This is a genomic window from Pseudomonas parafulva (assembly GCF_002021815.1).
In the GTDB taxonomy this organism is placed as follows: Bacteria; Pseudomonadota; Gammaproteobacteria; order Pseudomonadales; family Pseudomonadaceae; genus Aquipseudomonas; species Aquipseudomonas parafulva_B.
In genome coordinates this window covers 476,945-500,154 of sequence record NZ_CP019952.1, presented here as the reverse complement: position 1 = coordinate 500,154, position 23,210 = coordinate 476,945, and the positions used below count along the sequence as shown (strand labels likewise).

General features: G+C 63.9%; 19 protein-coding genes. 6 read left to right on the top strand and 13 right to left on the bottom strand.

Features of this window, described 5'->3' with window-relative positions:
• Positions 1–60 precede the first annotated feature (60 nt).
• Positions 61–1,332 (bottom strand): lipid IV(A) 3-deoxy-D-manno-octulosonic acid transferase, encoded by a 1,272-nt coding sequence (gene waaA, locus B2J77_RS02130; RefSeq protein WP_078477896.1) that lies wholly within the window; start codon positions 1,330–1,332, stop codon positions 61–63.
• 11 nt (positions 1,333–1,343) lie between these two features.
• Positions 1,344–2,234: a LysR family transcriptional regulator gene (locus tag B2J77_RS02125; RefSeq protein ID WP_078477895.1), complete on the bottom strand. Its 891-nt coding sequence runs from the start codon at positions 2,232–2,234 to the stop codon at positions 1,344–1,346.
• An 83-nt stretch (positions 2,235–2,317) separates the two neighbouring features.
• On the opposite strand from B2J77_RS02125, the gene B2J77_RS02120 reads away from it, so the two are divergent.
• The 4 genes from B2J77_RS02120 (at position 2,318) to B2J77_RS02105 (ending at position 5,757) form a co-directional block, all read left to right on the top strand.
• Positions 2,318–2,650, top strand: a complete 333-nt coding sequence (locus B2J77_RS02120) for a DMT family transporter (protein WP_058638913.1) — start codon at positions 2,318–2,320, stop codon at positions 2,648–2,650.
• A gap of 104 nt (positions 2,651–2,754) precedes the next feature.
• On the top strand, positions 2,755–3,930 hold the full coding sequence (locus B2J77_RS02115) for an NAD(P)/FAD-dependent oxidoreductase (RefSeq protein ID WP_078477894.1): 1,176 nt from the start codon (positions 2,755–2,757) through the stop codon (positions 3,928–3,930).
• A complete protein-coding gene (locus tag B2J77_RS02110; RefSeq protein WP_078477893.1) occupies positions 3,927–4,739 on the top strand; it encodes an aldo/keto reductase in 813 nt (270 codons plus the stop codon). Before B2J77_RS02115 ends, B2J77_RS02110 begins: the two co-directional genes overlap by 4 nt.
• Before the next feature lie 46 nt (positions 4,740–4,785).
• Positions 4,786–5,757, top strand: coding sequence for a hypothetical protein (locus tag B2J77_RS02105; protein ID WP_058604008.1), 972 nt, complete (start codon positions 4,786–4,788; stop codon positions 5,755–5,757).
• 69 nt (positions 5,758–5,826) lie between these two features.
• On the opposite strand, the gene hldE is transcribed toward B2J77_RS02105, so the two are convergent.
• Together hldE and msbA are read right to left on the bottom strand one after the other, a co-directional pair.
• Entirely contained in the window at positions 5,827–7,248 is a 1,422-nt protein-coding gene (hldE, locus tag B2J77_RS02100) for a bifunctional D-glycero-beta-D-manno-heptose-7-phosphate kinase/D-glycero-beta-D-manno-heptose 1-phosphate adenylyltransferase HldE (protein ID WP_023532960.1), read from the bottom strand.
• Positions 7,249–7,377: 129 nt separating this feature from the next.
• Positions 7,378–9,183, bottom strand: coding sequence for a lipid A export permease/ATP-binding protein MsbA (gene msbA, locus B2J77_RS02095; protein WP_058604009.1), 1,806 nt, complete (start codon positions 9,181–9,183; stop codon positions 7,378–7,380).
• A gap of 146 nt (positions 9,184–9,329) precedes the next feature.
• On the opposite strand from msbA, the gene B2J77_RS02090 reads away from it, so the two are divergent.
• Entirely contained in the window at positions 9,330–11,186 is a 1,857-nt protein-coding gene (locus B2J77_RS02090) for a bifunctional O-antigen ligase/aminoglycoside phosphotransferase family protein (RefSeq protein ID WP_058604010.1), read from the top strand.
• A gap of 1 nt (position 11,187) precedes the next feature.
• Positions 11,188–12,396, top strand: a complete 1,209-nt coding sequence (locus B2J77_RS02085) for an acyltransferase family protein (protein WP_078477892.1) — start codon at positions 11,188–11,190, stop codon at positions 12,394–12,396.
• Here the strand turns inward: B2J77_RS02085 and B2J77_RS02080 are convergent.
• The 9 genes from B2J77_RS02080 to putP all read right to left on the bottom strand — a co-directional run bounded on the left by B2J77_RS02080 (position 12,373) and on the right by putP (position 22,950).
• Positions 12,373–13,011 carry a CatB-related O-acetyltransferase gene (locus B2J77_RS02080; RefSeq protein ID WP_058638908.1) on the bottom strand — a complete coding sequence of 213 codons (639 nt, stop codon included), beginning with the start codon at positions 13,009–13,011 and terminating at the stop codon, positions 12,373–12,375. The genes B2J77_RS02085 and B2J77_RS02080 overlap by 24 nt on opposite strands.
• A gap of 5 nt (positions 13,012–13,016) precedes the next feature.
• Positions 13,017–13,901 carry a glycosyltransferase gene (locus B2J77_RS02075; protein WP_058604013.1) on the bottom strand — a complete coding sequence of 295 codons (885 nt, stop codon included), beginning with the start codon at positions 13,899–13,901 and terminating at the stop codon, positions 13,017–13,019.
• Positions 13,898–15,043 (bottom strand): glycosyltransferase, encoded by a 1,146-nt coding sequence (locus B2J77_RS02070; RefSeq protein WP_058638907.1) that lies wholly within the window; start codon positions 15,041–15,043, stop codon positions 13,898–13,900. Before B2J77_RS02070 ends, B2J77_RS02075 begins: the two co-directional genes overlap by 4 nt.
• A complete protein-coding gene (locus tag B2J77_RS02065; protein WP_078477891.1) occupies positions 15,040–16,470 on the bottom strand; it encodes a PIG-L deacetylase family protein in 1,431 nt (476 codons plus the stop codon). Before B2J77_RS02065 ends, B2J77_RS02070 begins: the two co-directional genes overlap by 4 nt.
• A complete protein-coding gene (locus tag B2J77_RS02060) occupies positions 16,467–17,363 on the bottom strand; it encodes an antimicrobial resistance protein Mig-14 (RefSeq protein ID WP_058638906.1) in 897 nt (298 codons plus the stop codon). The genes B2J77_RS02065 and B2J77_RS02060 overlap by 4 nt, the downstream gene beginning before the upstream one ends.
• The gene (locus B2J77_RS02055) at positions 17,363–18,490 is read right to left on the bottom strand and encodes a glycosyltransferase (protein ID WP_078477890.1); all 1,128 of its coding nucleotides are present in this window, start codon (positions 18,488–18,490) and stop codon (positions 17,363–17,365) included. Before B2J77_RS02055 ends, B2J77_RS02060 begins: the two co-directional genes overlap by 1 nt.
• On the bottom strand, positions 18,474–20,231 hold the full coding sequence (locus tag B2J77_RS02050) for a carbamoyltransferase (protein WP_058604017.1): 1,758 nt from the start codon (positions 20,229–20,231) through the stop codon (positions 18,474–18,476). Before B2J77_RS02050 ends, B2J77_RS02055 begins: the two co-directional genes overlap by 17 nt.
• 232 nt (positions 20,232–20,463) lie before the next feature.
• On the bottom strand, positions 20,464–21,300 hold the full coding sequence (locus tag B2J77_RS02045) for a 23S rRNA (adenine(2030)-N(6))-methyltransferase RlmJ (RefSeq protein WP_078477889.1): 837 nt from the start codon (positions 21,298–21,300) through the stop codon (positions 20,464–20,466).
• Positions 21,301–21,471: 171 nt separating this feature from the next.
• On the bottom strand, positions 21,472–22,950 hold the full coding sequence (putP, locus tag B2J77_RS02040; protein ID WP_058638903.1) for a sodium/proline symporter PutP: 1,479 nt from the start codon (positions 22,948–22,950) through the stop codon (positions 21,472–21,474).
• Positions 22,951–23,210: the final 260 nt, after the last annotated feature.

Below are 23,210 nucleotides of genomic sequence, written 5' to 3'. Positions count from 1 at the left end.
TGGGCCGCAAAAGCGGCCCCCCTGATCACGGCAACCGCAGCCATCGCCCCCGTGGTGAGCTCAGGGCATCAACTTTTCCAACCCCTCGAGCAAGCGCTGCAACGCCCCCTGATTGGCCCTCATCACCGCCCTGCCCGCCTCACCCATGCGCCGGGCATCTTGCGGTAATTCGACCAGCCGCTGCACGGCACCGGCCAGCCCCTGGGCGTCATCGACCTGCTGCAACCCGCCCGCCTCGCGCAACATGGCACTGATCTCGAGAAAATTGAACACGTGCGGCCCCATCAGCACCGGTAGCGCCAGGGCTGCCGGTTCCAACGGGTTGTGCCCGCCAGTCGGCACCAGGCTGCCGCCGACGAACGCCATGTCGGCAAGGGCATACAAGAACAGCAACTCACCCATGGTGTCGCCCAGCAGCACTTGCGTCTGTGCAAGCACCGGCAGCCCGGTAGAGCGACGCACCGTGGCAAACTGCTGGCTGCACAAGGCACGGACCGCCTCAAAGCGCTCCGGATGCCGGGGCACCAGGATCAACAGCGCATCCCCATGCACCTGCAGCAACTGCCGGTGCGCCTGCAGGACCAGGGCATCTTCGCCATCATGGGTGCTGGCGGCGATCCACACCGGGCGCGAAGCGGCGGCCCATTGCTGGCGCAAGGCCTGGGCCCGCGGCACCAGGTGCTCATCGATCTTCAGGTCGAACTTGATCGAGCCGGTCACCTGCACGCATCCAGTACGCGCTCCGAGTGCAAGAAATCGCTGGGCTTCGACTTCAGTCTGCGCAGCAATCAGGCTCATTTCGGCCAGCATGGGCCGGGTCAGCCTGGCAAACCGCCCGTAGCCACGGGCCGAGCGTTCTGACAAGCGCGCGTTGGCCAGCGCCACGGGAATGCCACGCCTGGCGCACTGATGGATGTGATTGGGCCAGAGTTCGGTTTCCATGATCACGCCCAGCCTTGGCTGCACATGGTCGAGAAAGCGCCCTGCCGCCCACGGCAGGTCATATGGCAAGTAGCAATGCTGGACCCGGGGTTCATCGCCGAACAGGGCGCGAATACGCTCCGACCCGGTGGGCGTCATGCACGTCAGTGTAATCGGCAGCTCAGGGTAGGCCTTGAGCAGGGCGCGCACCATGGGCGCGGCTGCAATGCTTTCGCCCACCGAGACGGCATGCACCCAGATGCCGCCTTTGCGCATGGCCGGTAGCCTGAAGGCGAACCGCTCACCGAGGCGGCGGCCGTAGGCAGGGGCCTTGCGCGCGCGCAAGTACAGGCGCAGCGCCAGCAAGGGCAGGCCCAGGTGAAACAGCAAAGTGTAGAGGGTTCTGTTCATGGCGACGCAGTTTACCCGATCGCACGCAAATGCACCGCAAAGCGCTCGGCCAGCCACTGCGCAGCAGGCCCCAGCGGTTCGTCCCGACGCCAGGCAAGCTCCACCACCAGCGCCGGTGGCCGCCAGTCGCTGGCCAGCTCTACCATGTGCGCCTGGTAGGTGGGGTACTGCACCACATGGCGCGGCAGCCAGGCCCAGCCCAGCCCACGCATCAGCAGTTCGGCCATGGCATAGAAGCTGTCGGCCCGCCATACCTGCGGGCTGATCGCCTCACCCCCCGGGTAACCGCTCTGCTGGGGCGTAATCAGCAGCTGTCGATGGCGTGCCAGTTGCTGTCGGTCCACCCGGCCGGCCTGCGCCAAAGGGTGGCCGACGGCGCAGACCGTGACCATTTCCACGCTACCCAAGGCCCGCCGTTCAAGCGACGCCGGTATGCGCTCGTGGTGAAAGAACAACCCCAAGTCGGCGCGCCGCTCCACCAGCTTGCGCGCGACATCGCCCTGAGCGCCGCTGGCCAGTTGCACTTCCAGAAAGGGGTAACGGGTTGCCAGCTCATCCAGGCTGTCGATGACAGGCTGATACGGCATCGCCTCATCCTGCGCCACCCGCAGCAGTGCTTCCTGGCCACGCATCAGTGCCAGGGCCCGCCCATCCAGGCGCTCGCATTGGCGCAGCAGCTCACGGGCATCGGCAAGCAGCGCTTCGCCGTTTGCGGTGAGCTTCGGTTGGCGCCCACTGCTGCGTTCGAACAAGGTGACCCCAAGGTCCGCTTCGAGCAGGGCGATGGCGCTGCTGATCGCTGACTGAGCCTTGTGCTGTTCGCGTGCAACCGCCGAAAACGAACGCAGCTCAGCCACCCGCAGGAACGTGCGCAGCTGATCCAGACTCCATTGTTCGGCCATCCACCTATCTCCTTGCCAGATAGGTAATGACTTTACCGCATCCGAGTACGGCCTAGAATGCGCCCATCGAATGGAGAACCGTCATGAATGCCTACACCTACCTTGCGATTGCCATCTGCGCCGAAGTCGTCGCCACCGCTTCCATGAAGGCCGTCAAAGGCCTTAGCACGCCATTGCCTTTGCTGCTGATGGTGGTGGGTTACGGCATCGCGTTCTGGATGCTGACGCTGGTGGTGCGCAGCATTCCGGTGGGCATCGCCTACGCGATCTGGTCTGGGCTCGGTATCGTCCTGATCAGCGTGGCAGCACTGGTGATCTATGGGCAGAAGCTGGACATCCCGGCGATACTCGGCATGGCGATGATCGTCGGCGGCGTGGTGGTGATCCAGTTGTTCTCCAAGACCACGGGGCATTGAGCCGGGCCTTGGCAGCAGCCTCTGGATGCGTGACGCACGCCACCCCGTGCATCCGATCCTGAGCCTGTATACTTGCCAGCTGTCCCAGTTTTCGAGGTATCGCCATGCCATCTGCCATTTCCACTGACGTGCTGATCGTCGGCGCCGGGGTCGCAGGCCTCTGGCTCAATGCCCGCTTGCGCCGCTTGGGTTATTCGACAGTGCTGGTGGAGCGCGCCACGGTAGGCGGCGCACAGACGCTCAAGTCCCAGGGCATCATCCATGGCGGGACCAAGTACGCGCTGCATGGGGCCTTGACCGGCGCCTCGGAAGCGATTGCCGACATGCCGCGCCGCTGGCGCGAAGCCTTGGCGGGCAACGGCGAACTGGACCTGCGCCACACGCGCTTGCTGTCCGATGCGCATTACCTGTGGTCTCCAGGCACCCTGGCCGGCAACCTCACCAGCTTCTTCGCCAGCAAGGCGGTGCGTGGCCGGGTAGATCAGGTCAAAGGCGATCAATTGCCTGCGGCGTTGCAAGACCGCGCCTTCAAGGGCAAGGTCTATCGCTTGGCCGAGCTGGTGATCGACGTGCCCAGCCTATTGGCCAACCTGGCCGAACTGGCCGGTGACAGCCTCTTGGCAGGCGAGCGCATCGAGCCGCTGCGCGACAATGGCGAGCTGGTGGGCCTACGTGTGGATGGGCGTGACATCCGCGCCCAGCGCATCGTGCTCAGCGCCGGCGCCGGCATCGCGGACCTGTTGCAGGCACTGGGCCTCGAGCAGCCCGCCATGCAAACCCGCCCCCTGCACATGGTGATGGTCAAGGGGGCCAACCTCAAGCCACTCTATGCCCATTGCCTGGGCGCAGGCCCCAAGCCGCGCATGACGGTGACCACCCACCCGGCCGCCGACGGACAGTGGGTATGGTACCTGGGCGGCGAGCTGGCCGAAGCCGATGGGGTGGCCCGCGAGCCGGCCGAGCAGATCGCCGCGGCACAGAAAGAAGTGGCCAGCCTGCTGCCCTGGGTGGATCAAAGCCAGCTGCACTGGGCTACCTTGCGGGTGGACCGTGCCGAGCCTGCCCAGTCCGGCCTGGTGCGCCCGGACAATGCGTTTCTTGCCGAACAGCAACGGCTGCTGGTGGGCTGGCCTACCAAGCTGGCCCTGGCACCTGATTTCAGCGATCGGGTTATCCGCCAGTTGCAACGCGACGCCGTGCAGCCCCAGGCCCAGGCCGACCTGACCGACTTGCCGCGCCCGCCGCTGGGCCAGCCTGCGTGGGAGACCCTGCTGCCATGAGCCTGCCAACCCTCCACGGCCTGCATCGCCCCCTGGGCAGCACGGGCTTGCAGGTTTCGCCCCTGGGGCTGGGCACGGTCAAGCTTGGCCGGGACCAGGGCGTCAAATACCCTTCAGGCTTCACCATCCCCGGCGACGATGAAGCCAGGCTGCTGCTCGGCCAGGCCCGCGACCTGGGCATCAACCTGCTCGACACCGCCCCGGCCTATGGCCGTAGTGAAGAGCGCCTTGGCCCGCTGCTGCGGGGTCAGCGCGATGCCTGGGTGCTGGTGAGCAAGGTGGGCGAGGAATACGACGGCGGTCAATCGCGCTTCGATTTCAGCGCAGCCCACACCCGCCGCTCGGTAGAACGCAGCCTGCGCCGGCTGGAAACCGACCGTATCGACCTGGTGCTGGTGCACTCCGACGGTAATGACCTGGCCATCCTCGAACAGCAGGAAGTGTATGAGACCTTGGCCGCGCTCAAGCATGAAGGCAAGCTCCTGGGTTTCGGCTTTTCAGGCAAGACTGCGGCCGGAGGCTTGAAGGCGTTGGAGCAAGGCGACTGCGCCATGGTGACCTTCAACCTGAACGAACAGGCGGAGCGACCGGTACTCGACTACGCTGCGCAGCACGGCAAGGCCATCTTGGTTAAAAAGGCCCTGGCCAGCGGCCATGCCTGCCTGGCACCCGGCGTCGACCCGGTCCGTGCCAGCTTCGAGCTGCTGTTCGCCCACCCAGGCGTCAGCAGTGCTATCGTGGGCACCATCAACCCGTTGCACCTGGCCCATAACGTGGCCACCGTCGCCCGAATCCTGGGCCAGCATTGAGTCTGCCTGGCCACGCGCCAGGTGAGCCGTCGCAAGGAGGAGCAACGTGGCGCGAACGCTGATACGCAAGAACCCGAGCAACTTCAAGACGCTGCCGCTGCATGTCGAAGCCACGGCCGAAAGCCTTCTCTACCAGGGCACCGGCATGCCCCTCAATTTCGCCCAGACCCAGCAACGTCGCAAACCGGTGGCGGTGGCAGATCCGCAGCGGTTCGCGGTTGAGCTTGCCAACCTGGGTGTGTCGGTGCGCCTGACGCTGAGCTGGCAGAACCGTGACTACTGGGTGCTGGTCCGTCAACGGCGGCAAGACCGTGGCGACGTGGTGCTGAAACTGATCTCAGGCTACGTGCCCGCCCAGGAGCTGAACCTGCCGTTGCACACCGCCGTGCAGGAAGTGGCAGAGGAATGCCTGCTGGAAACCACCGAGGGTTGGCTGGGCGGCCGTTTCAACGACACCTGGCTACCGGTGCCCTATGCAGCAGCCTTGCACTACCGTGAGACGCCGCATTTTCAACTGGCCCCGCAGTCCGGTGCCGCCCGCCCGGTCTACTGCGGTAACCTGGTCCTGCTGGAACGGCCCCGGGCCTACGTGCACCTGCCGACCGCTTCCCTGCAACTGATCTACGACATGCGCCTGCAAGTGCCCAGGGAGATCAAGAAACTCAGCCTGTTCCATGTGGACGAACGCCTGGAGGGTGACCAGTTGGTGGCGCGGCTGAACCGCAAGCGCCCGGACCTGTACCTGATGCCGCTACAGGACGGCCAGCCCCTGGCCGAGCTGTATACCTTGAAGAAAGACGAACTGGTGCCAGCCAGCACACGCGGGTTGTACCTGGCCGAAAGCTTCGCGCGGCAGGAGGGCTGGGTGGTCAACGAGGAACGCATACGCTGGAAGGACTGGGTGCGTCAGCAAGGCCTGGTGGAACCCAAGCCAGCCCGCGCCTCCCACCTGCAACGGTTCGGTGCCAAGGCCCGAGCGCTGCTCAAGCGGGCGCGTACCTCGCTGCACAAGCCCTGACCGAAGCCGGCCTGCAGCGCGCCGCTAGCAGGGCCGGCTGACCGAGGACCACCACGCAGCCCTGCCCTGTCAGTGCTTGCGGATTTTCTCGACGATGGCGGTGGTAGAGCTGTTTTCCACCAGCCCCAGCACTTTCACGGTGCCGCCATAGGCGTTGACGATGTCGGCGCCAACCACTTGGTCGATGCCGTAGTCGCCGCCTTTGACCAGCACATCCGGCTTGACCTGGCTCAGCAGGTTTTCCGGGGTGCCCTCGGAGAAACTGATCACCCAGTCTACCGCGCCCAGGCCTGCCAGCACGGCCATGCGGCGGTCGACGCTGTTGATCGGCCGGCCCGGGCCCTTCAGCCGGCTGACCGAGGCATCGTCGTTGACCGCGACGATCAGGCGATCGCCTTGCGCGCGTGCCTGCTCCAGGTAGGTCACATGGCCCGCATGCAAGATGTCGAAGCAGCCGTTGGTGAACACGATGCGCTCGTTGTGCGCCCTGGCATCGTCGATTGCCACCAGCAATTGCTCAAGGCCCAGCACCCCGCGCTCGGAGCCCTCTTCGCGCTGGATGGCGCGGCGCAGCTCCGGCGCGCTGATCGCCGCAGTACCGAGCTTGCCGACGACAATGCCCGCTGCCAGGTTGGCCAGGGCCACTGCCTGGGGCAGTTCCTCACCGGCGGCAATGGCGGCGGCAAGGGTGGAGATCACGGTATCGCCTGCGCCGGTCACATCGAACACTTCACGCGCACGGGCTGGCAGGTGCAGGGGCGGATGGCCCTCGCGCAGCAAGGTCATGCCGTGCTCGCCACGGGTCACCAGCAAGGCGCCCATGTCCAGTTCCTGCAGCAGCTGCAAACCCTTGGCAACCAGCTCCGCCTCGTCGGCACAACGGCCGACGATGTTCTCGAACTCGCTGAGGTTGGGGGTGATCAGGCTGGCCCCGCGGTAGACGGAGAAATCCTTGCCCTTGGGGTCGGCCAGCACCGGGATGCCCTTGGCCCGTGCAGCCTGGATCAACGCCTGATGGTTTTTCAGCGCGCCTTTGCCGTAGTCCGACAGCACCAGAACCTTGACGCCTTCGAGCAAACCGTCGACTTCTGCGCTGAGCGATACCGGGTCGGTGGCGAAGGATTCTTCGAAATCGATGCGCAGCAGTTGCTGGTGCCGGCTCATGACCCGCAGCTTGACGATGGTCGGCTGGTGCGCAATGCGCTGGAACACAGAACGCACGCCTGCCGCCTGCAGGCTGTTGGAAAGGCTGTCGGCAGCTTCGTCCTGCCCGGTGACGCCCACCAGGGAAGCCGGCGCGCCGAGTGCGGCGATGTTCAAGGCCACGTTGGCCGCACCGCCTGGGCGATCCTCGATCTGATCGACCTTGACCACCGGCACTGGCGCTTCCGGCGAAATACGCGACGTACCGCCATGCCAGTAGCGGTCGAGCATGACATCGCCGACCACCAGTACCGGGGCTTGATCGAAACGCGGCATGGACAACTTCATGGGCAACCCATATGACAATAGTGAACAGGGACGGGATATTAGCACAGCGTGGCTGGCGGCTTTAGGGCCAGTTCGCGCTGAGGAATACCCCGAAACAGAAGGGGCGCTGGGCCCCCTTTGCGGGCAGGGTCAGGTGATGTCGGCCTTGGCCGGCTCATCCAGGCCCATGGCGTGCAGGCGGGCATAGTAGCCGTTGGCAGCCAGCAGTTCGGCATGGGTGCCCCGCTCCACCAGGCGGCCCTGATCCATGACCAGGATCTGGTCGGCCTTCTCGATGGTCGACAGGCGATGCGCGATCACCAACGTGGTGCGCCCCTGCATCACGCGGTCCAGCGCAGCCTGGATGTGCCGCTCGGATTCGGTATCCAGAGCCGAAGTCGCTTCGTCCAGGATCAGCAACGGCGAGTTCTTCAACAGCGCACGGGCGATGGCCAGGCGTTGGCGCTGGCCACCGGAGAGCAACACGCCGTTTTCGCCGATCTGGGTATCGAAGCCCTTGGGCAACTGATCGACGAAATCCTTGGCAAACGCCGCCTCGGCCGCCGCTTCGATGTCGGCACGCGGCGCGCCGGCCAGGTCACCGTAGGCAATGTTGTTGGCGATGGTGTCGCTGAACAAGGTCACATGCTGGTTGACCTGGGCGATGTGTCGACGCAGGTTGAGCAACTTGAAGTCTTCGATTTCCACGCCGTCGAGCAGTATCTCGCCGCTGCTGTGGTGGTAGAAGCGTGGAATCAGGCCGGCCAGGGTGGACTTGCCGCTCCCGGAGCGGCCCACCAGCGCGACCATCTGCCCAGGCTCGACGGTGAAGTTGATGTCGCTCAGCACCTGGCGATCGGTACCGGGGTAGGTGAAGCTGAGGTTGCGAACTTCCAGGCGCCCGCTGACCGCATCGCGCTCGACGGTGCCCTTGTCCACTTCCCGCTGCTCGTCGAGCTGCTCGAAGATACTCTCGGCACCGGCCACGCCCTTCTGGATGGTCGAACTGACTTCCGAAAGCTGGCGAATCGGCTTGGGCAGCAGGCCGGCCAGGGTGATATAGGCCACCATGTCACCTGCCGAGGCGTCGCCACGAAGGTACAGCACCAGGAACATCAGAACGGCCATGGCAACGTAGATCACCAGTTGCAGCAGGGGCGTATAGATGGCGCTGGTGCGGGTCATGCGCAGCTGCTTGTCGGTGTTGCTCTGGCTGGCCTTGAGGAAGCGCTGGCGCTCGTAGGCTTCACCGCCGAAGCTACGCACCACGCGGTAGCCCTGAATGGTCTCGGACGCCACGTGGGTGACGTCGCCCATGGCAACCTGGATCTTCTTGCTCTGCTTGCGGAATTTCTTGCTGGCACGGCCCACCATGAAGGCGATCAGGGGCAGGATGGCCAGCATCACCAGCGTCAGGCGCCAGTTCATCAGCAGCAGCGAGCCGAACAGGAACACCACCGTCATGCCTTCGCGAATGACCACCTTGATGGCATCGGTAGCCGCCCCGGTGACCATGGTCACGTTGAAGGTGATGCGCGAGATCAGGTGCCCGGAGTTGTTCTGGTCGAAGTAGCGGTTGGGCAGGCTCAGCAGGTTATTGAACAGTTGCACCCGCAGGTCATGGACCAGGCCCAGCGAGACCTTGGCCAGGAAGTAGTTGCCCAGAAACGACCCCAGGCCCTGCCAGGCAGCGATGATGATGATCAGCGCCGGCACCGTGTGCAGCAGGTTCAGGTCACGCAGGTGCGGGACGTTGGGAAACAGCGAGGCATCCGGGTTGGACAGGCCGTCGACGAAATACTTGAGGATGTAGCCCAGCATTGGCTGGGTCGATGCAAAGATCAGAAAGCCCAGGATACTCAGCAGGAACACGCCGATGTAGGGTCGGACATAACCAAGTAGACGGAAATAGATCTTCATGCTCGATGGGCTCTGGGAGCCGTTGGCGTCTGTCATATCACGGAACATGCTGAAAATGGGGTGCTGACTTTACCACACGTTGGCAGCGGCGTCGGACCACTCGGCCCCGCCGCTTACCAGCAGCAATGCGCGCAAAGCTGGGTTAACATTGCCCGTTCTTTCGACCTGGGCCCTCTTTCTCCATGTTCCCAAGCAGCCTACACAACGCCGGCAACCGCTTTTTCGATTTCGTGTGCCTGTGGCTGCTGCCGGCCGGCATGCTGGCGCTGCTCGGTGCCCTGTTCTTCCTGCCCGAACGCAGCCTGCACCACAAGCTGTACTACGGTCTTTTCAGCATTCCGACCCTGCTGGCGCTGTGCGTCCGGCCTCGTGAACTGAAAACCCTGTTTCGTGAACCGCTGCTGTGGCTGTTCGTGGCCTTCGCCGGCTACGCCATCCTCAGCCTGAGCTGGTCACCCTCGCCGGCGCAGGCGGACAACCTGATCAAGCGGCCCCTGCACACCCTGATGCTGTTCCTGGGCACCGGGCTGATGCTGCGTTACCGACCCGAGGCGCTCAAGGGGCTGTTCCTGGGCGCTGCGCTGCTGGCGCTGCTGGCCACGCTGCGGGACCTGACCACGTTCATGCTCACCTACACCCCGGGCAGCCGGCTGATCGGGGCCGGCGCTCTGGACAACCCGCTGCTCAGCTCGCACCTGTACGGTTTCTTCGGGACCTACTGGCTGTGGATGGCGGTCAACGGCAAGCGGGCGTTGACCGTGTCGCTGTGCATGGCGGCCTTTGCGGTCATGTTCGCCGCGGTGGTGGCCACCGGTTCCCGCACGCCCCTGGTGGCCATGACCCTGGCGGTGAACTGGATCGCCCTGCTCTGCCTGGACCGTCGCTCGATCCCCCTGTTCCTGGCCGCCCCGCTGTTCATCGTCGCGGTGCTGGTGGTGGACCCGCAGTTGATCATGGCGCGCGGCGACTCATACCGTTTCGATATCTGGCGCATTACGTGGGACCTGTTCCTCCAGCACCCGCTGATCGGCCATGGCTACGACGCGCCCCTGTCCATCGATGTCGGCGTGGGCTACCTGCTGAGCGAGCCCCACAGTTTCGTCATGGGCGTGCTGTATTACGTGGGCATCCTGGGCTTGCTGCCGTGGCTGGGCATGATCGTCTACGCGCTTTACAGCGGCTGGAAGTACCGCACCCACCCTGCCTTGCAGATGGCCTCGGCGCTGCTGGTGTTTGGCATCGGTGCGGGTCTGACCGAGGGCGGCGGTATCCTGTCGCGGCCCAAGGAGCATTGGTTCCTGCTGTGGATTCCGCTGGCGCTGGTCGCCGGGCTGAACATCGCCCGCCGGGGTGGCAGGCTGGTGGCGGCCAACCGCGCCCGCTTGAGCGAGGCGCAGGCCAGGCAGCTGCATGAGGGTGCTCGCGTCATCGAAGAGGACGGGCTGGGCCCCAAGGTCCTGCTGCTGCAAGATGGCAGCTTCCTGAAGTTGTTCCGCCCGCGCGCCTGGTACACCGCCGGCGCCTTCTACCCCTACGCGCGCCGCTTTGCCAGGAACAGCCAGCAACTGGCACTCGAAGGCATTCCCACGCCCCCCGTCGTGGAACTGCTGAACTACGCCGATGGCACCCAAGGCGTGCGCTACATCCCCCTGGCAGGCCAGACCGTACGCCAGGCGCTGCAGGCCTGCCCATCGCTGGCAGAACGCCGGGCCCTGGTGCAGCGTATGGGGCGGTTCATGGGGCGTCTGCACCAGCAAGGCGTCTACTTCCGGTCCTTGCATCTGGGCAACGTACTGCTGATGGACAACGGTGAATTCGGCCTGATCGACCTTGCCGACATGCGCTTGCTGCCTTCGCCGCTGTCGGCGGAGCTGCGCCAGCGCAATTTGCGCCACATGCAGCGCTACACCGAAGACAAGCAGTGGCTGTTCGAGGAAAACGTCCAGGCCCTGCTGGAAGGCTACAGCGCAGCAGCCAGCCAGACCATGAGCCACGCCCTGCGCCAAAAGCTGGAACTGGCCCCGGGAGCGGAACGCTGACATGGGCTATCTGGCGCCGCTGCTGAGTTTCCTGGTGTTCGGCCTTGCCTTGTTGCTGGCAGGGCTGCTGCTGCGCAGCCCTTGGGTGGCGCGCCATCTTGAGCCGGTGGCGGGGCGCTGGGCCACTCTCGATGGCTTGAGGGGCTACCTGGCACTCGGGGTCTTCATCCACCATGCCGCCATTGCCTGGCACTACCAGCACACCGGCCAGATCAACATGCCCCCCGAACGCTTCTTCGCCCAGATCGGGCAAGCGAGCGTCGCGCTGTTCTTCATGATCACCGGGTTTCTGTTCTGGAGCAGGCTGGTGCGCCAGGGCCGCGCCTTCGACTGGCGAGCCTTTGCCATTTCCCGGGTCATGCGCCTGTACCCGCTGTATTTCGGCCTGCTGGCTGCGGTGCTTGTGACGGTGTTCTACCTGCAAGGCTGGAAGCTGCTCGACACGCCAACCGCCCTGGCACAACAGCTTTCAGGCTGGCTGCTGTTCCACCGCCCCGACATCAACCAGTTGGCCGGCACCGGCAACCTGATCTCGAACGTGACCTGGACCCTTAACTACGAAATCTACTTCTACCTGGCCCTGCCGTTGCTGGGCCTGATGTTCGTCTACCGCGGTACGCTCTTGAGTGCCATTGCCTGCGTGGTCGCCCTGTACCTGCTGGCAAAGCTTGTGGGCTGGGAACATGCGCTGAAAAAGAAATACCTGATGAGCTTTGCAGGCGGCATTGCGGCGGTTTACTGGGTACGCAGCCCGGCACTGGTGCAATGGGCCAAGGGCAGGTACGGCACCTGGATGGCCATCGGCTTGCTGGTGCTGGTAATGACGGTGCTGCACAAGACCTTCGCGGTGTTCCCGCTGCTGCTGCTGAGCCTCGTGTTCTGCATCATCGTCTCAGGCAACGACCTACTGGGCGCCCTGGCCCTGCGCAGTGCCCGCTGGCTGGGTGAAATCAGCTATAGCCTGTACCTGCTCCATGGGCTGGTGCTGTGGTGGCTCGCCTATCGCCTCTACCCCTCTTACGGGTTCACCTACGACGACCGCGGGGCGTTCATGGCCGTGATCGCCGTCGCCTGCACCGTGTTGGTGGTCGTGAGTAGCGCCACGTTCCTCCTACTGGAAAAGCCGGGTATCGCCCTGGGCAAGCGCCTGGCCCAGCGCCCGCAGGCCAAGCCTGGGAACCTGAAGTCAGGCTCGACCCACCAGGCCTGAGGCGCGCCGCTCGGCATAGGCGAGAAACGCCTGGATGTCATCGCTGCACAGCTTGCCCACCACATGGGCAATCTCGGCAGGTGGCCAGTCCCACCAGGCGCTGGCCAGCAGTTGCTCTCGCACCGCTTCCGGAAATCGCCAGCGCACGATGCTGGCCGGGTTGCCGCCGACCACCGCGTAAGCGGGCACATCCCGGGTCACCACGGCCCCAGCGGCCACGATGGCCCCGCTGCCAATGCTAACCCCCGACAGGATCGTGCAGTTGGAGCACAGCCATACGTCGTTGCCGATGGTCACGTCACCGCGGCTGAAGGCATAGCCCTCGATGGCCGATGCCTCGGGCAGCATGGCCGGGAATGGGTAAGTGGTTACCCAGTCGGCCCGATGATGCCCGCCCAGGAAAATCTGCACGCCTTCGGCAATCGAGCAATAGGCGCCGATGCGCAGCGTCGTCCCCTCCTGCCAGTCGTGCACCTCGGGCACGCCATAGCTGCCCACGCCGAAAGCGTACTGGGGGTAACGCGCGGCAAATCGCGCTTGCCCGCGCTCGATGGCCGGCAGCTTGCGAATCGCCCGCTTGGCCCGTTTTTCCCGGTAGCGCGAGAGCCAGCCCATGCCCTTCAGCCCTTTTCCAATGGCGAGAAGAACAATCGCCCCAGCCCGCGCCAGGTCTTGCGCGTATAGGCGCGCAGTGGAATCTGCGCCAGCAGTTCGCGGGCCAGCTTGCGATCACGGTTGGCCACCTTGAGGAACATCGAGTTCAACGCCTTGAACTTGACCTGCTCATAGGCCGGATGATCCTTGAACTTGGCATAGGTGCGCAGGATGTTGTCGATCATGAAACGGTGGTTCTTGTACGAGTTGCTGGCATGTTTGCGGTAGCGCGCCATGACCACGCTCAGGCCATCGATGAAGTACCCGGCATGGGTCACCTTCAGTTCGATCAACAGGTCTTCCAGGCGGATATCCGGGTCGAAGCCGCCCACCTTCTCCAGTGCCTCGCGGCGAATCAGCAGCGTGGGCGCAGGTGGGTAGGGTTTGCGCTCAAGGAACATGTCCTCGAAGTCTAGGCGCCTGAATGGGACTTCGCGGCGCTGCCGCGCTTCGGGGAACAGCTCACCCTGGGAATCGATGAGCTCGATGTTGCCAGCGCAGATACCCACTTCGGGCTTGTCGGCCATGTACTGGACCTGGATCGCGATGCGGTCCGGCATCATGATGTCGTCGGAACCAAACGGCGCAATCAGCGAGCCCTTGGCCCGCGCAATGGCCTCGTTGAGCGTGTGGGTCAGGCCTTTGTTGCGCTGCACGCGAAAATCGAAACCGTGCTGCGCCTGCAGGCGCTCGATACGCTCGACGCTGTCATCGGTAGAGCCGTCGTCCACCACCAGCAGCTCGATGTGCGGGTAGGTCTGGTTCAGCACGCTGAGAATGCTCTGCTCGATGTATGGGCCATGGTTGTACGATGCGATGATCACCGTGACCAGGGTTGGGTCCGCACTCATTTCGGCTCCTTCGCAGCCAAGCCCGACTCGATCAGCGCCAGGTATTGCTGACGGAACACGTCGATGTCGTGGTGTTGATTGAGGTAGTGATAGGCCTGCTCGCCCTTGGCGTGCAACGCCGCGTCATCCAGCGCCAGGTAGCGGTCCAGTGCTGTGGTCAGGCTGGCAACGTCCGCAGGCTTGACCACCTCGCCGCCCGCGCCGGTGATCAGCGGCAACATGGCCGGCACGTCGCTGGCGATGACCGGCAAACGCCCGCTCATACCTTCGAGCAGGGCAAGGCCCAGACCTTCGGCCAGCGATGGCATGGCCCAGATGTCGAACGCACGGACATAGCGCAGGGCGTTGTCACGAAAGCCCAGCAAGTGCGCCCTGCCCGTCAGCCCCAGGCGATCGATCTCGGCCTGCAGGCGCGCCTGCTCACGACCCGCCCCGATGATCGCCAGTTGCGCGGTGGGGTACTTGTCCTTCAAGGCGGCAAACGCCTGGATCAGGTAGGTATGGCCCTTGACCGGCACCAGGCGGCCCAGCGCCCCGACCATGCGAACGTTCTGGGCCAGGCCAAGTTGTGTGCGGGCCTCGGCCTTGTCCAACTGCAACGCCTGGGCCTGATCCGTGTCGATGGCATTGGTGATGGCATGGGTGTTGGCATCGGTGAAACCGCACTTGCAGTCCAGCAGGTATTGCTTGACTGCCGGCGACACACCCACGAACTGCCAATGACCGTCGATCAGGCGCTGGGTCTGACGACGGCGATAGGTGCGGTCATACTCGCCAAAGCCATGGGAAATGCCGATGCACAACGGGATCTTCAACCAACGGTTGAGTTGCAACAGCATGTTCACAGGCTTGAAGCGGTTGCAGATCACCACGTCGAAGCGTTCGCGCCGGCAAAACCGGTAGAGCTGCCACAGTGCCTTGAGGCGCATGCCCTTGAGCGCACCGTCGCTGAAGTCGAAGTACACTGAATGGTCGGCACGACTGACCGGTTGGCCAGGCGCAGGCCGGCCCTTGAGAAAGGCCATGGTCGTTTCGAACCGATCCGCTGGCAGCGCCTTGAAGATCTGTTCGGCCAGGTCGGCAAAATCGTGCTGCTTGATGTTGTAGTCCGGTTGCAGTTGCAGGACTTTGAAACGCTTCATACGTTTTCCCGATGTACACCTTGGTGGCGGTCCGTCAGAACCCAGAACAGCTCGTGGCGACGCACGGCCTTGCGGAAAAATTCGTTCTCGCCGTAAGGCGAACTGCGCCGGCCTGCCAACCAGCGCTGGATCACTCGGCGTACTCGGCGCTTGAAGGGCGGGCGGGGCTGCAGGTCGTGCATCATGCCCAATGCCATGGCCTTGTCATGTTGCAGTGAGCGGTCCAGCACCAGGGTGCAAGGGTGCCCGACCGAAAACTCACTGGTAACCGGCGGCAAGGCCACGCCTGCACCGCTGTCGCCCATGGGCCAGCGGTCGTTGTCGTGCAGGTGATTGGCATAGCCCAGCAGGATTTCGGGTTGCCACTGCAGGCCCTGCAACGCTTCGTGCAGCGCTTGCTGGGCAGCCACATGGTCAGGATGCGGATCGAGCACCGGGTGCGGCATCACGATCACTTCCGGGCGCGCCTGTAGTACCAACGCGCGCACGTCGGCCAGCAGGTTCTGCCAGGTCGGAACGCCGTCGTCGCCCGGCAAAGGCAGCGCGTTGAGGGTACGGAAGGGGCGCGTGTCGGTCATGTCCGCCTCGCGCGAGCCGAAGGGGGTGGTCGGTGCCTGCCGCATGGCGGGCAATTGCAGGCAGAAGTAGCCCAACTGCACGCAGCGCTCTTGCGCAACGCCCGCCCAGCGAGGCACCGCGATACTGTCCCAGGCCCGCAAGCGCCCTTTGAGGCGCGCAGCCTCGGCAGATGACAGGCCCATGGCCTGGTAGTGCTCGGCCTCGATTTCGCCAGCGGTCAGGGTCACGATCCAGGCTTCGTCTGCCTGGCTGTACAGGCCGTAGGCGGCGAGTTCGGCATCATCGGCATGGGGCGCGATGACCATCACCCGCTTGCGACGCAGGTCTGGCTGCTGGAACATCCACAGGCGCGGCTGGCCCACCAGCCGGCAGAAGCGCCCGCGCAAGGTGATCTGGCTTTGACGCAGCACCGTGTCGAACCCAGTCAGGTTGAGGTAGCGCTTGCCGCGAACACCGCGCTCGAACACCTGCAGGTCTTTGCCGCCTGCGCCTTCGATGTACACCCCGGGGTCGAAAAACCTGCCCAGCAGGGCGCAACGCAGTTCAACCTGCAGCACCCATGTTGCACCTTCAGCGACGGGCGCTGCGGGTAATTGCAAACGGCCGCCCTGCAGGCTTACGCCCATCACTTCATCGGCCCCATCGAAGGCATAGGTGTAGTCGCCGGCCGGGGTGTAAAACAGGTGGTCGGCCAGCCACGCCTCGTGGGCTACCCACAGCAGCGGCAGGAACAACAACGGCAGCCACCAGATGAACGCACCCAGCGCAATCAACGCCACCAGGGCCATCAGCAGCCCGAAGCGCTTGTTGCGCCGATGGCGCTTTAGCAACTGCTGCTTGCGGCTCACGCCTGGTACACCGGCACAGGGTGGCACCAGCGGTCCTTGTACTCGCGGTCGGCCCGGCCGAACGAGAACCGCAATGGCTTGTTGCGCGCGCGGGCGTCCTCCCAGGCGGCCTGGGTATTAAGGAAGCTCAGCACGCTGCCGGGGCTGAACGCCTTGGTCTCAGGGTCGACGCCGCCATTGACGTATTCGACGCTGATCCATTCAGGCGCCTCGACGCGGTACACCAGCTGGATGGCGATAGGCTTGTCATCGAGCAGCAAGACTGAGCCGATCAGCAGGTCCCGCAGGCGCTCGATCACGTCGCCCATGCGCTCGGCGCCAGTGGCTGCGAACCCCCAGCGACGCTGGAAAAGGTCGCAATACATGGCGGCGACAGTAGCGGCATCGAAGTCGCTGATCGGCCGCACCACGCCACCGGCTTCTTCCAGCAACCGCAGTTCACGGCGCTGGTTGTAACGGAATTTCTTCGACAGGTCTTCTGGCGCACGGGCCATCGCCAGCTGTTCTTTCTGCGCCTTGAGGCCGACAAAGCGGCCCTGGTTCAGTTCGGACAGGTAGCGTGCGCCATGGCGCAGCGGCGCGGCGGCGTCGGCTGCCGCAGGCAGGATGATTTCGGCATTGCCCAGGTCGAACAATGCCTTCTTGCCGCTGCGCTTGAGCACGTCCTTGGACAGCGCCAGGTGACGCCCCCAGGTGGGGATGGCCGCCTTGAGCTCGCCGGCCTGGTGCCAGGCCAGGTAACGCACGGGGATCTGCGCCAGGTCCGCCAACTGCGAGACCACCAGGGGATGGGTGGCGACACTGCCGCCGAAACGCGCCCAGGCCTGGGCATAGGTCTGCGCATCGATGACTTGCCAGCCACGCTCGCGCAGGGCTTTTACAGGATTGAACATCAGGCCCCCACCAACGCGCGAACCTGGGGCAGTTGCCAGAAGGTGTCGCGCACCGCCTGGTCCGAGAAACGCTCGCGCAGGCGTTCGAGCATATGCTCGGCGCACACCCGGCGTTGCGAGTCGTCCAGCGCGGCCATGCGTTCGAGGCCTTGCGCCAGTTGGCTGGCATCGCTCAGGGGGAACAGCATGCCGACACCTTCGACCACTTCCCGCGCACCGCCACAGGCCGTGGCCAACACCGGGACGCCAGCGACCATAGCTTCGAGCAGGACCATGCCGAAGGGCTCATGATCGGAACTCAAGGCGAACACGTCGAAGGCCTGGAAATAGCGACGCGCATCGGGCACCTGCCCCAGGAAGTCGACCTGATCGGCAATGCCCAGCTCGCGGGCCAGGGCCTTTAGCTTGGATTCCAGGCGGCCCTTGCCCAGGATGGCCAGGCGCGCACCAACCGGCAATGCCGGCAACGCCTGGGCAAAGCCGCGCAGCAAGGTGGCCTGGTCCTTGTCTGGGTGCAACCGACCGACATTGCCCACCACCCAGGCCTGCGCATCCAGCCCCAAGGCTTCGCGTGCCTCGGCACGCGGCACCAGGGCGGCTTGAAGGGTGGCGATGTCGATGCGGTTGTACAGCGTCTGGATGCGGTCGGCGGGCCACTGCGCCAGGCAGCGGCGCATGTCGTCGCGCACCGCGTCGGATACACCCAACAGGCTCAAGCGCTTGCTGAACAGGTTGGCGAACAGGCGCCGGCCTTTGCGCTCATAGTCGCCAAAGGCGTGGTGCACGCCTATCACCGGTAACCGGGTCCCGAGCAAGGCGACGTAGATCGGCTTGAAACGGTGAGCGATGCAGAACGCGAAGTCGCGCTGGGCCGCGATCTTGCGCAACGCCCGGATCGCGCCGAGCTTCAGGCCACGGACCGCCTTGGAACTGAACTCCAGAAACAGCACTTCATCCGACCCACAGCCGGCCGCCACCTGCGGGTCGGCTGCACCAGTCAGAAACACGGTCGTGACCTTGTAGCCGCTGCCCTCGAACAGGCTGGCGTATTGACGGGCACAATCGAGGAAAGGCCCGTCATAGCCATGACAGAACTGCAGGATGCGCGGTTCAGAGCGGCTGTTCATAGGCGGCAGCGCCGTCCTTGACGACAAGGATATCTTCCATGATCAAGTACTGCAGATCGGAGCCGAAGAACATGTTCAGGGCATCGGTCGGCGAACAGATCATCGGCTCACCGCGACGGTTGAGCGAGGTGTTCAGCGAGACGCCGTTGCCGGTCAACGTCTCCAGCGCCTTCATCATGTCGTAGTAGCGCGGGTTGTACTCGCGCTTGAGCACTTGGGCACGGGACGTGCCGTCTTCATGGACCACCTCCGGCACGCGGCTTTTCCACTCCTCGGCCACTTCGAAGGTGAAGGTCATGAAGGGCGCCGGGTGGTCGACCTTGATCATCTGCGGGGCGACCGTATCGAGCATCGACGGGCAGAAGGGTCTCCAGCGTTCGCGGAACTTGATCTGCTCGTTGATGCGGTTGGCCACGCCCGGCACGCTCGGGCAACCGATGATCGAGCGGCCACCCAGGGCACGAGGGCCGAACTCCATGCGGCCCTGGAACCAGGCCACCGGGTTGCCATCGACCATGATCTTGGCGATGCGCTGCGGCATGTCGTCGAGCTTGCGCCATTTCGGCGCGTTGGGGTGACGGGCGCAGGCTGCGATCACATCTTCGTTGGAGTAGGACGGGCCGAGGTAGACGTGCTCCATCTTCTCGACCGGCACGCCGCGGGCGTGGGACACGTAGGCGGCCGCCCCCACTGCCGTGCCGGCATCGCCGGAGGCTGGCTGCACGAACAGTTCCTTCACGTCGGGACGGGCGATGATCTTCTGGTTGAGCTTCACGTTCAGCGCACAACCGCCGGCGAAGGCCAGCTTGCCGGTTTCGCGCAGGGTGTCGCCCAGGTAGTGGTCGATCATCTGCAGGGCGATCTTCTCGAACAGTGCCTGCATGCTGGCTGCGTAATGGATGTACGGCTCGTCAGCGATGTCGCCTTCGCGCTTGGGCCCCAGCCATTCGATCAACTTGGGCGAGAAGTAGAAGCCCTTGCCTTTCTCTTTGTAGCGGCGCAAGCCAATGACGTTGGCGTAGTCGGTGTTGATCACCAACTCGCCGTTTTCGAAACTGGCCAGGCGTGAGAAGTCATATTTGCTGGCATCGCCATAGGGCGCCATGCCCATGACCTTGAATTCGCCGTCGAGCATTTCGAACCCGAGGAATTCGGTGATGGCACCGTACAGGCCCCCCAGCGAATCCGGATCGAAGAACTCCTTGATCTTGTGGATCTTGCCGTTCTCGCCGTAGCCGAAGAAAGTGGTGGCGTACTCGCCTTTGCCGTCGATGCCCAGGATCGCGGTCTTTTCCTTGAAGCCGGAGCAGTGATAGGCGCTGGAGGCATGAGCCAGGTGGTGTTCCACGGGCTCGATCTTGACCTTTTTCGGGTCGAAGCCCAGCTGTTCCAGGCACCAGACGATCTTCTTGCGGTAGCGCTTGTAGCGGCGGTTGCCCATCAGAATCGCGTCGAGGGCGCGGTCCGGTGCGTACCAGTAGCGTTTGGCGTAGTGCCAGCGCGCCTTGCCGAACAGGCTGATGGGCGCGAACGGGATGGCAATGACATCGACGTCGGAGGGCTTGATACCGGCTTGTTCCAGGCAGAACTTCGCCGATTCGTAGGGCATGCGGTTTTTTGCATGCTTGTCGCGCACGAAACGCTCTTCTTCGGCGGCGGCAATCAGCTTGCCGTCGATGTACAGGGCCGCGGAAGGGTCATGGCTGAGGGCGCCGGACAGGCCAAGAATCGTCAATGCCAAGGGATAGGCCTCTTCATTCGATAAAGATGCGCCAGCGGCCTGGTGGGCGGGTGGCGGCTAAAAGGCGGGATTATAACGCAAAGCGCAGCGTGCGCATGCCTCTGCAAAGGCTACGCCTTTGGCCAGGGCACAAACTCCACAAACACGGCAATCCCGCAGCTCACCCATCACGCGGTCACTGGCGCGGCCTAGCCGGGGCGACCGCAATGGGCCCGTCAGCGACCGCCAGGCCTCATTCGGCGATCAGCCAATCCATGCGGTAGCTGCCCTCGGTCTGCGCCAATTCCCGGGCGAGCCAAGGCAGCAGTTCCTTGAGCTCATCTTCCAGCCCCCAAGGCGGGTTAGCGATGGCCAGCCCGGATCCATTGAGGCCCTGCGGGCTGTCCTGGTGGTGCACATACAGTTCGACACGCAACAGCTTGGGCGCGCCAGTGCTGGTGAGGTCCTGGTAGAAACGGGTCAGCGAGCGCTGGTCTTTGATGGGGTACCAGATGGCCACCACCGTCTGGCGCATCCGACCAATGGCTTCCTTCATCGCAGCCGTGCAACGCTTGAGCTCATCAGCCTGCTCGAACGGCGGGTCGATGAGCATGACCGCGCGTTTTTCCTGCACGGGCAACAAGGCGCGCGGCACGTGCCAACCCTCGCCCAGGTGCACGACCACGCGCGGATCCTTCTTCATGTTTTCCTTAAGCAGCGGCCCGTCCTCGGGGTGCTTCTCGTTGAGCAAGGCGCGGTCCTGCTGGCGCATCAGGCGACGCGCCAATTCAGGGGAGCCTGGGTAGTAGCGCAGCTCGCCATCGGCATTCAGGCGCTTGATGACGCGCAGGTAATCGGCGGTCATGGCCGGCAGGTCATCACGGTTCCACAGCCGCGCGACCCCCTCGAGGTACTCACCGGTTCGGCTCGCCTGATCACCCTTGAGGTCGTACAGCCCCAGCCCGGCATGGGTGTCGAGGTAGGCGAACGGTTGCTCCTTGCGCGACATCAGGGCGATGAGGCGGGTCAGCACGATATGTTTGAGAACGTCGGCATGGTTGCCGGCGTGGAAGGCGTGACGATAATTCATGGCAACTCCTGCGCAGGACGCAAGTTTACCCTGCCTGGCAAACGACGTCAGGCCTGACGGTCCCCAGAGAACAACGAACCCGCCACCGCAGTGCTGCACGAACCCTCAAAGGCCGTGCGGACACTGCTGGAGCGGGTCCGGCTTTCAGCTAGCAGCGAGCCTTGGTGGCTGTCACTTGTCAGCGCGATAAGCCGCATCTGCCGTTTCAAAGCGGCTGACCATCGCCTGCGATGGGCGGCCCAGCTTGCTCACCAGGACGATGGCGATGCTGGCGAACAGGAAGCCAGGGATGATTTCGTACAAGCCCATGGTGTCGAAGCTTTTCCACAGGATCACGGTCAGCGCACCCACCACGATACCGGCCAGCGCGCCGTTGCGCGTCATGCCCTTCCACAGCACCGAGATCAGCACGACAGGGCCGAATGCAGCGCCGAAGCCGGCCCAGGCGTAGGCCACCAGGCCCAGCACGCGGTTTTCAGGATTGGCAGCCATGGCGATGGCGATCAAGGCCACGGCCAGTACCATCAGACGACCGACCCACACCAGTTCTCGCTGGGAGGCGTTCTTGCGCAGGAAGGCTTTGTAAAAGTCTTCGGTCAGCGCACTCGAGCACACCAGCAGCTGGCAACTCAGGGTACTCATCACCGCCGCCAGGATGGCCGACAGCAGGACGCCGGCGACCCACGGGTTGAACAGGATCTTCGCCAACTCGATGAACACGCGCTCGTGGTTTTCATTCACTGGCCCGGCCACCTCAGGGTGGGCCGAGAAATAGGCGATGCCGAAGAAACCGACGGCGCAGGTACCGGCCAGGCACAGGATCATCCAGGTCATGGAGATGCGGCGTGCGTTGGCGATGGACTTCACCGAGTCGGCGGCCATGAAGCGCGCCAGAATATGGGGCTGACCGAAGTAGCCCAGGCCCCAGCCCATCAGCGAGATGATCCCGATGAAGCTCGCACCCTTGAGCAGGTCGAAGTGCGCCGGGTTGACGGCTTCGATGGCGGCGAAGGTCTGGTCGAAGCCACCGGTGGAGATCAGCACGATTACCGGCGTCAGGATCAGCGCGAAGATCATCAGCGATGCCTGGACCGTGTCGGTCCAGCTCACGGCCAGGAAGCCACCGACGAAGGTGTAGATGATGGTAGCGGCAGCACCTGCCCACAGCGCTGTCTCGTACGACATGCCGAAGGTGCTTTCGAACAGGCGAGCACCGGCCACGATGCCGGAGGCGCAATAGATAGTGAAGAACACCAGAATGACGATGGCAGAGATGATTCGCAGCAGGCCGCTCTTGTCTTCGAAACGGCTGGAGAAATAGTCCGGCAGGGTGAGCGCATCGCCGTTGTGCTCGGTCTGTACGCGCAGACGGCCGGCGACGAACAGCCAGTTCAGGTAGGCGCCGACGGTTAGGCCGATGGCGATCCAGACTTCCGACAGCCCCGCGAAATAGATGGCGCCGGGCAGGCCCATCAGCAGCCAACCACTCATGTCGGAAGCACCGGCCGACAATGCGGTGACCACGCTGCCTAGGCTGCGACCGCCAAGGATGTAGTCGGAAAGGTTCTTGGTGGCGCGGTAGGCAGCGAAGCCGATCAGCACCATTGCTGCGATGTAGATCACGAATGTGATCGTTAACGGATTACCCATGTGTTGGCCCTGGCGTTTGTTGTTATCTCATGCGCACCCACATCGTTGGTGGTTGCACCCAGGCGGCAGATGCTATTCAACAACATAAATCCGGTGCAACCATTTTTCACTGTGAAGTTGCACCCAAGTATGCTTTTTCAGACAAAGCCCCGTTTTTGCTCCCTAATGAGGCAGGCGTTGCCCTTTTATAGAACAAAATCTTGTCGACTTGACGCTTTGACCCTCACTAAAAACGACAGCCTGACGAGTTGCACCTTATT

Bases quoted from the DNA above. Each gene is read 5' to 3' on its own strand.
- B2J77_RS02045 (WP_078477889.1), bottom strand. From the start codon at position 21,300: ATGAATTATCGTCACGCCTTCCACGCCGGCAACCATGCCGACGTTCTC.
- putP (WP_058638903.1), bottom strand. From the start codon at position 22,950: ATGGGTAATCCGTTAACGATCACATTCGTGATCTACATCGCAGCAATG.
- B2J77_RS02115 (WP_078477894.1), top strand. From the start codon at position 2,755: ATGCCATCTGCCATTTCCACTGACGTGCTGATCGTCGGCGCCGGGGTC.
- B2J77_RS02110 (WP_078477893.1), top strand. From the start codon at position 3,927: ATGAGCCTGCCAACCCTCCACGGCCTGCATCGCCCCCTGGGCAGCACG.
- hldE (WP_023532960.1), bottom strand. From the start codon at position 7,248: ATGAAGTTGTCCATGCCGCGTTTCGATCAAGCCCCGGTACTGGTGGTC.
- B2J77_RS02125 (WP_078477895.1), bottom strand. From the start codon at position 2,234: ATGGCCGAACAATGGAGTCTGGATCAGCTGCGCACGTTCCTGCGGGTG.
- B2J77_RS02075 (WP_058604013.1), bottom strand. From the start codon at position 13,901: ATGAGTGCGGACCCAACCCTGGTCACGGTGATCATCGCATCGTACAAC.
- waaA (WP_078477896.1), bottom strand. From the start codon at position 1,332: ATGAACAGAACCCTCTACACTTTGCTGTTTCACCTGGGCCTGCCCTTG.
- B2J77_RS02120 (WP_058638913.1), top strand. From the start codon at position 2,318: ATGAATGCCTACACCTACCTTGCGATTGCCATCTGCGCCGAAGTCGTC.
- msbA (WP_058604009.1), bottom strand. From the start codon at position 9,183: ATGACAGACGCCAACGGCTCCCAGAGCCCATCGAGCATGAAGATCTAT.
- B2J77_RS02085 (WP_078477892.1), top strand. From the start codon at position 11,188: ATGGGCTATCTGGCGCCGCTGCTGAGTTTCCTGGTGTTCGGCCTTGCC.
- B2J77_RS02080 (WP_058638908.1), bottom strand. From the start codon at position 13,011: ATGGGCTGGCTCTCGCGCTACCGGGAAAAACGGGCCAAGCGGGCGATT.
- B2J77_RS02055 (WP_078477890.1), bottom strand. From the start codon at position 18,490: ATGAACAGCCGCTCTGAACCGCGCATCCTGCAGTTCTGTCATGGCTAT.
- B2J77_RS02070 (WP_058638907.1), bottom strand. From the start codon at position 15,043: ATGAAGCGTTTCAAAGTCCTGCAACTGCAACCGGACTACAACATCAAG.
- B2J77_RS02090 (WP_058604010.1), top strand. From the start codon at position 9,330: ATGTTCCCAAGCAGCCTACACAACGCCGGCAACCGCTTTTTCGATTTC.
- B2J77_RS02060 (WP_058638906.1), bottom strand. From the start codon at position 17,363: ATGTTCAATCCTGTAAAAGCCCTGCGCGAGCGTGGCTGGCAAGTCATC.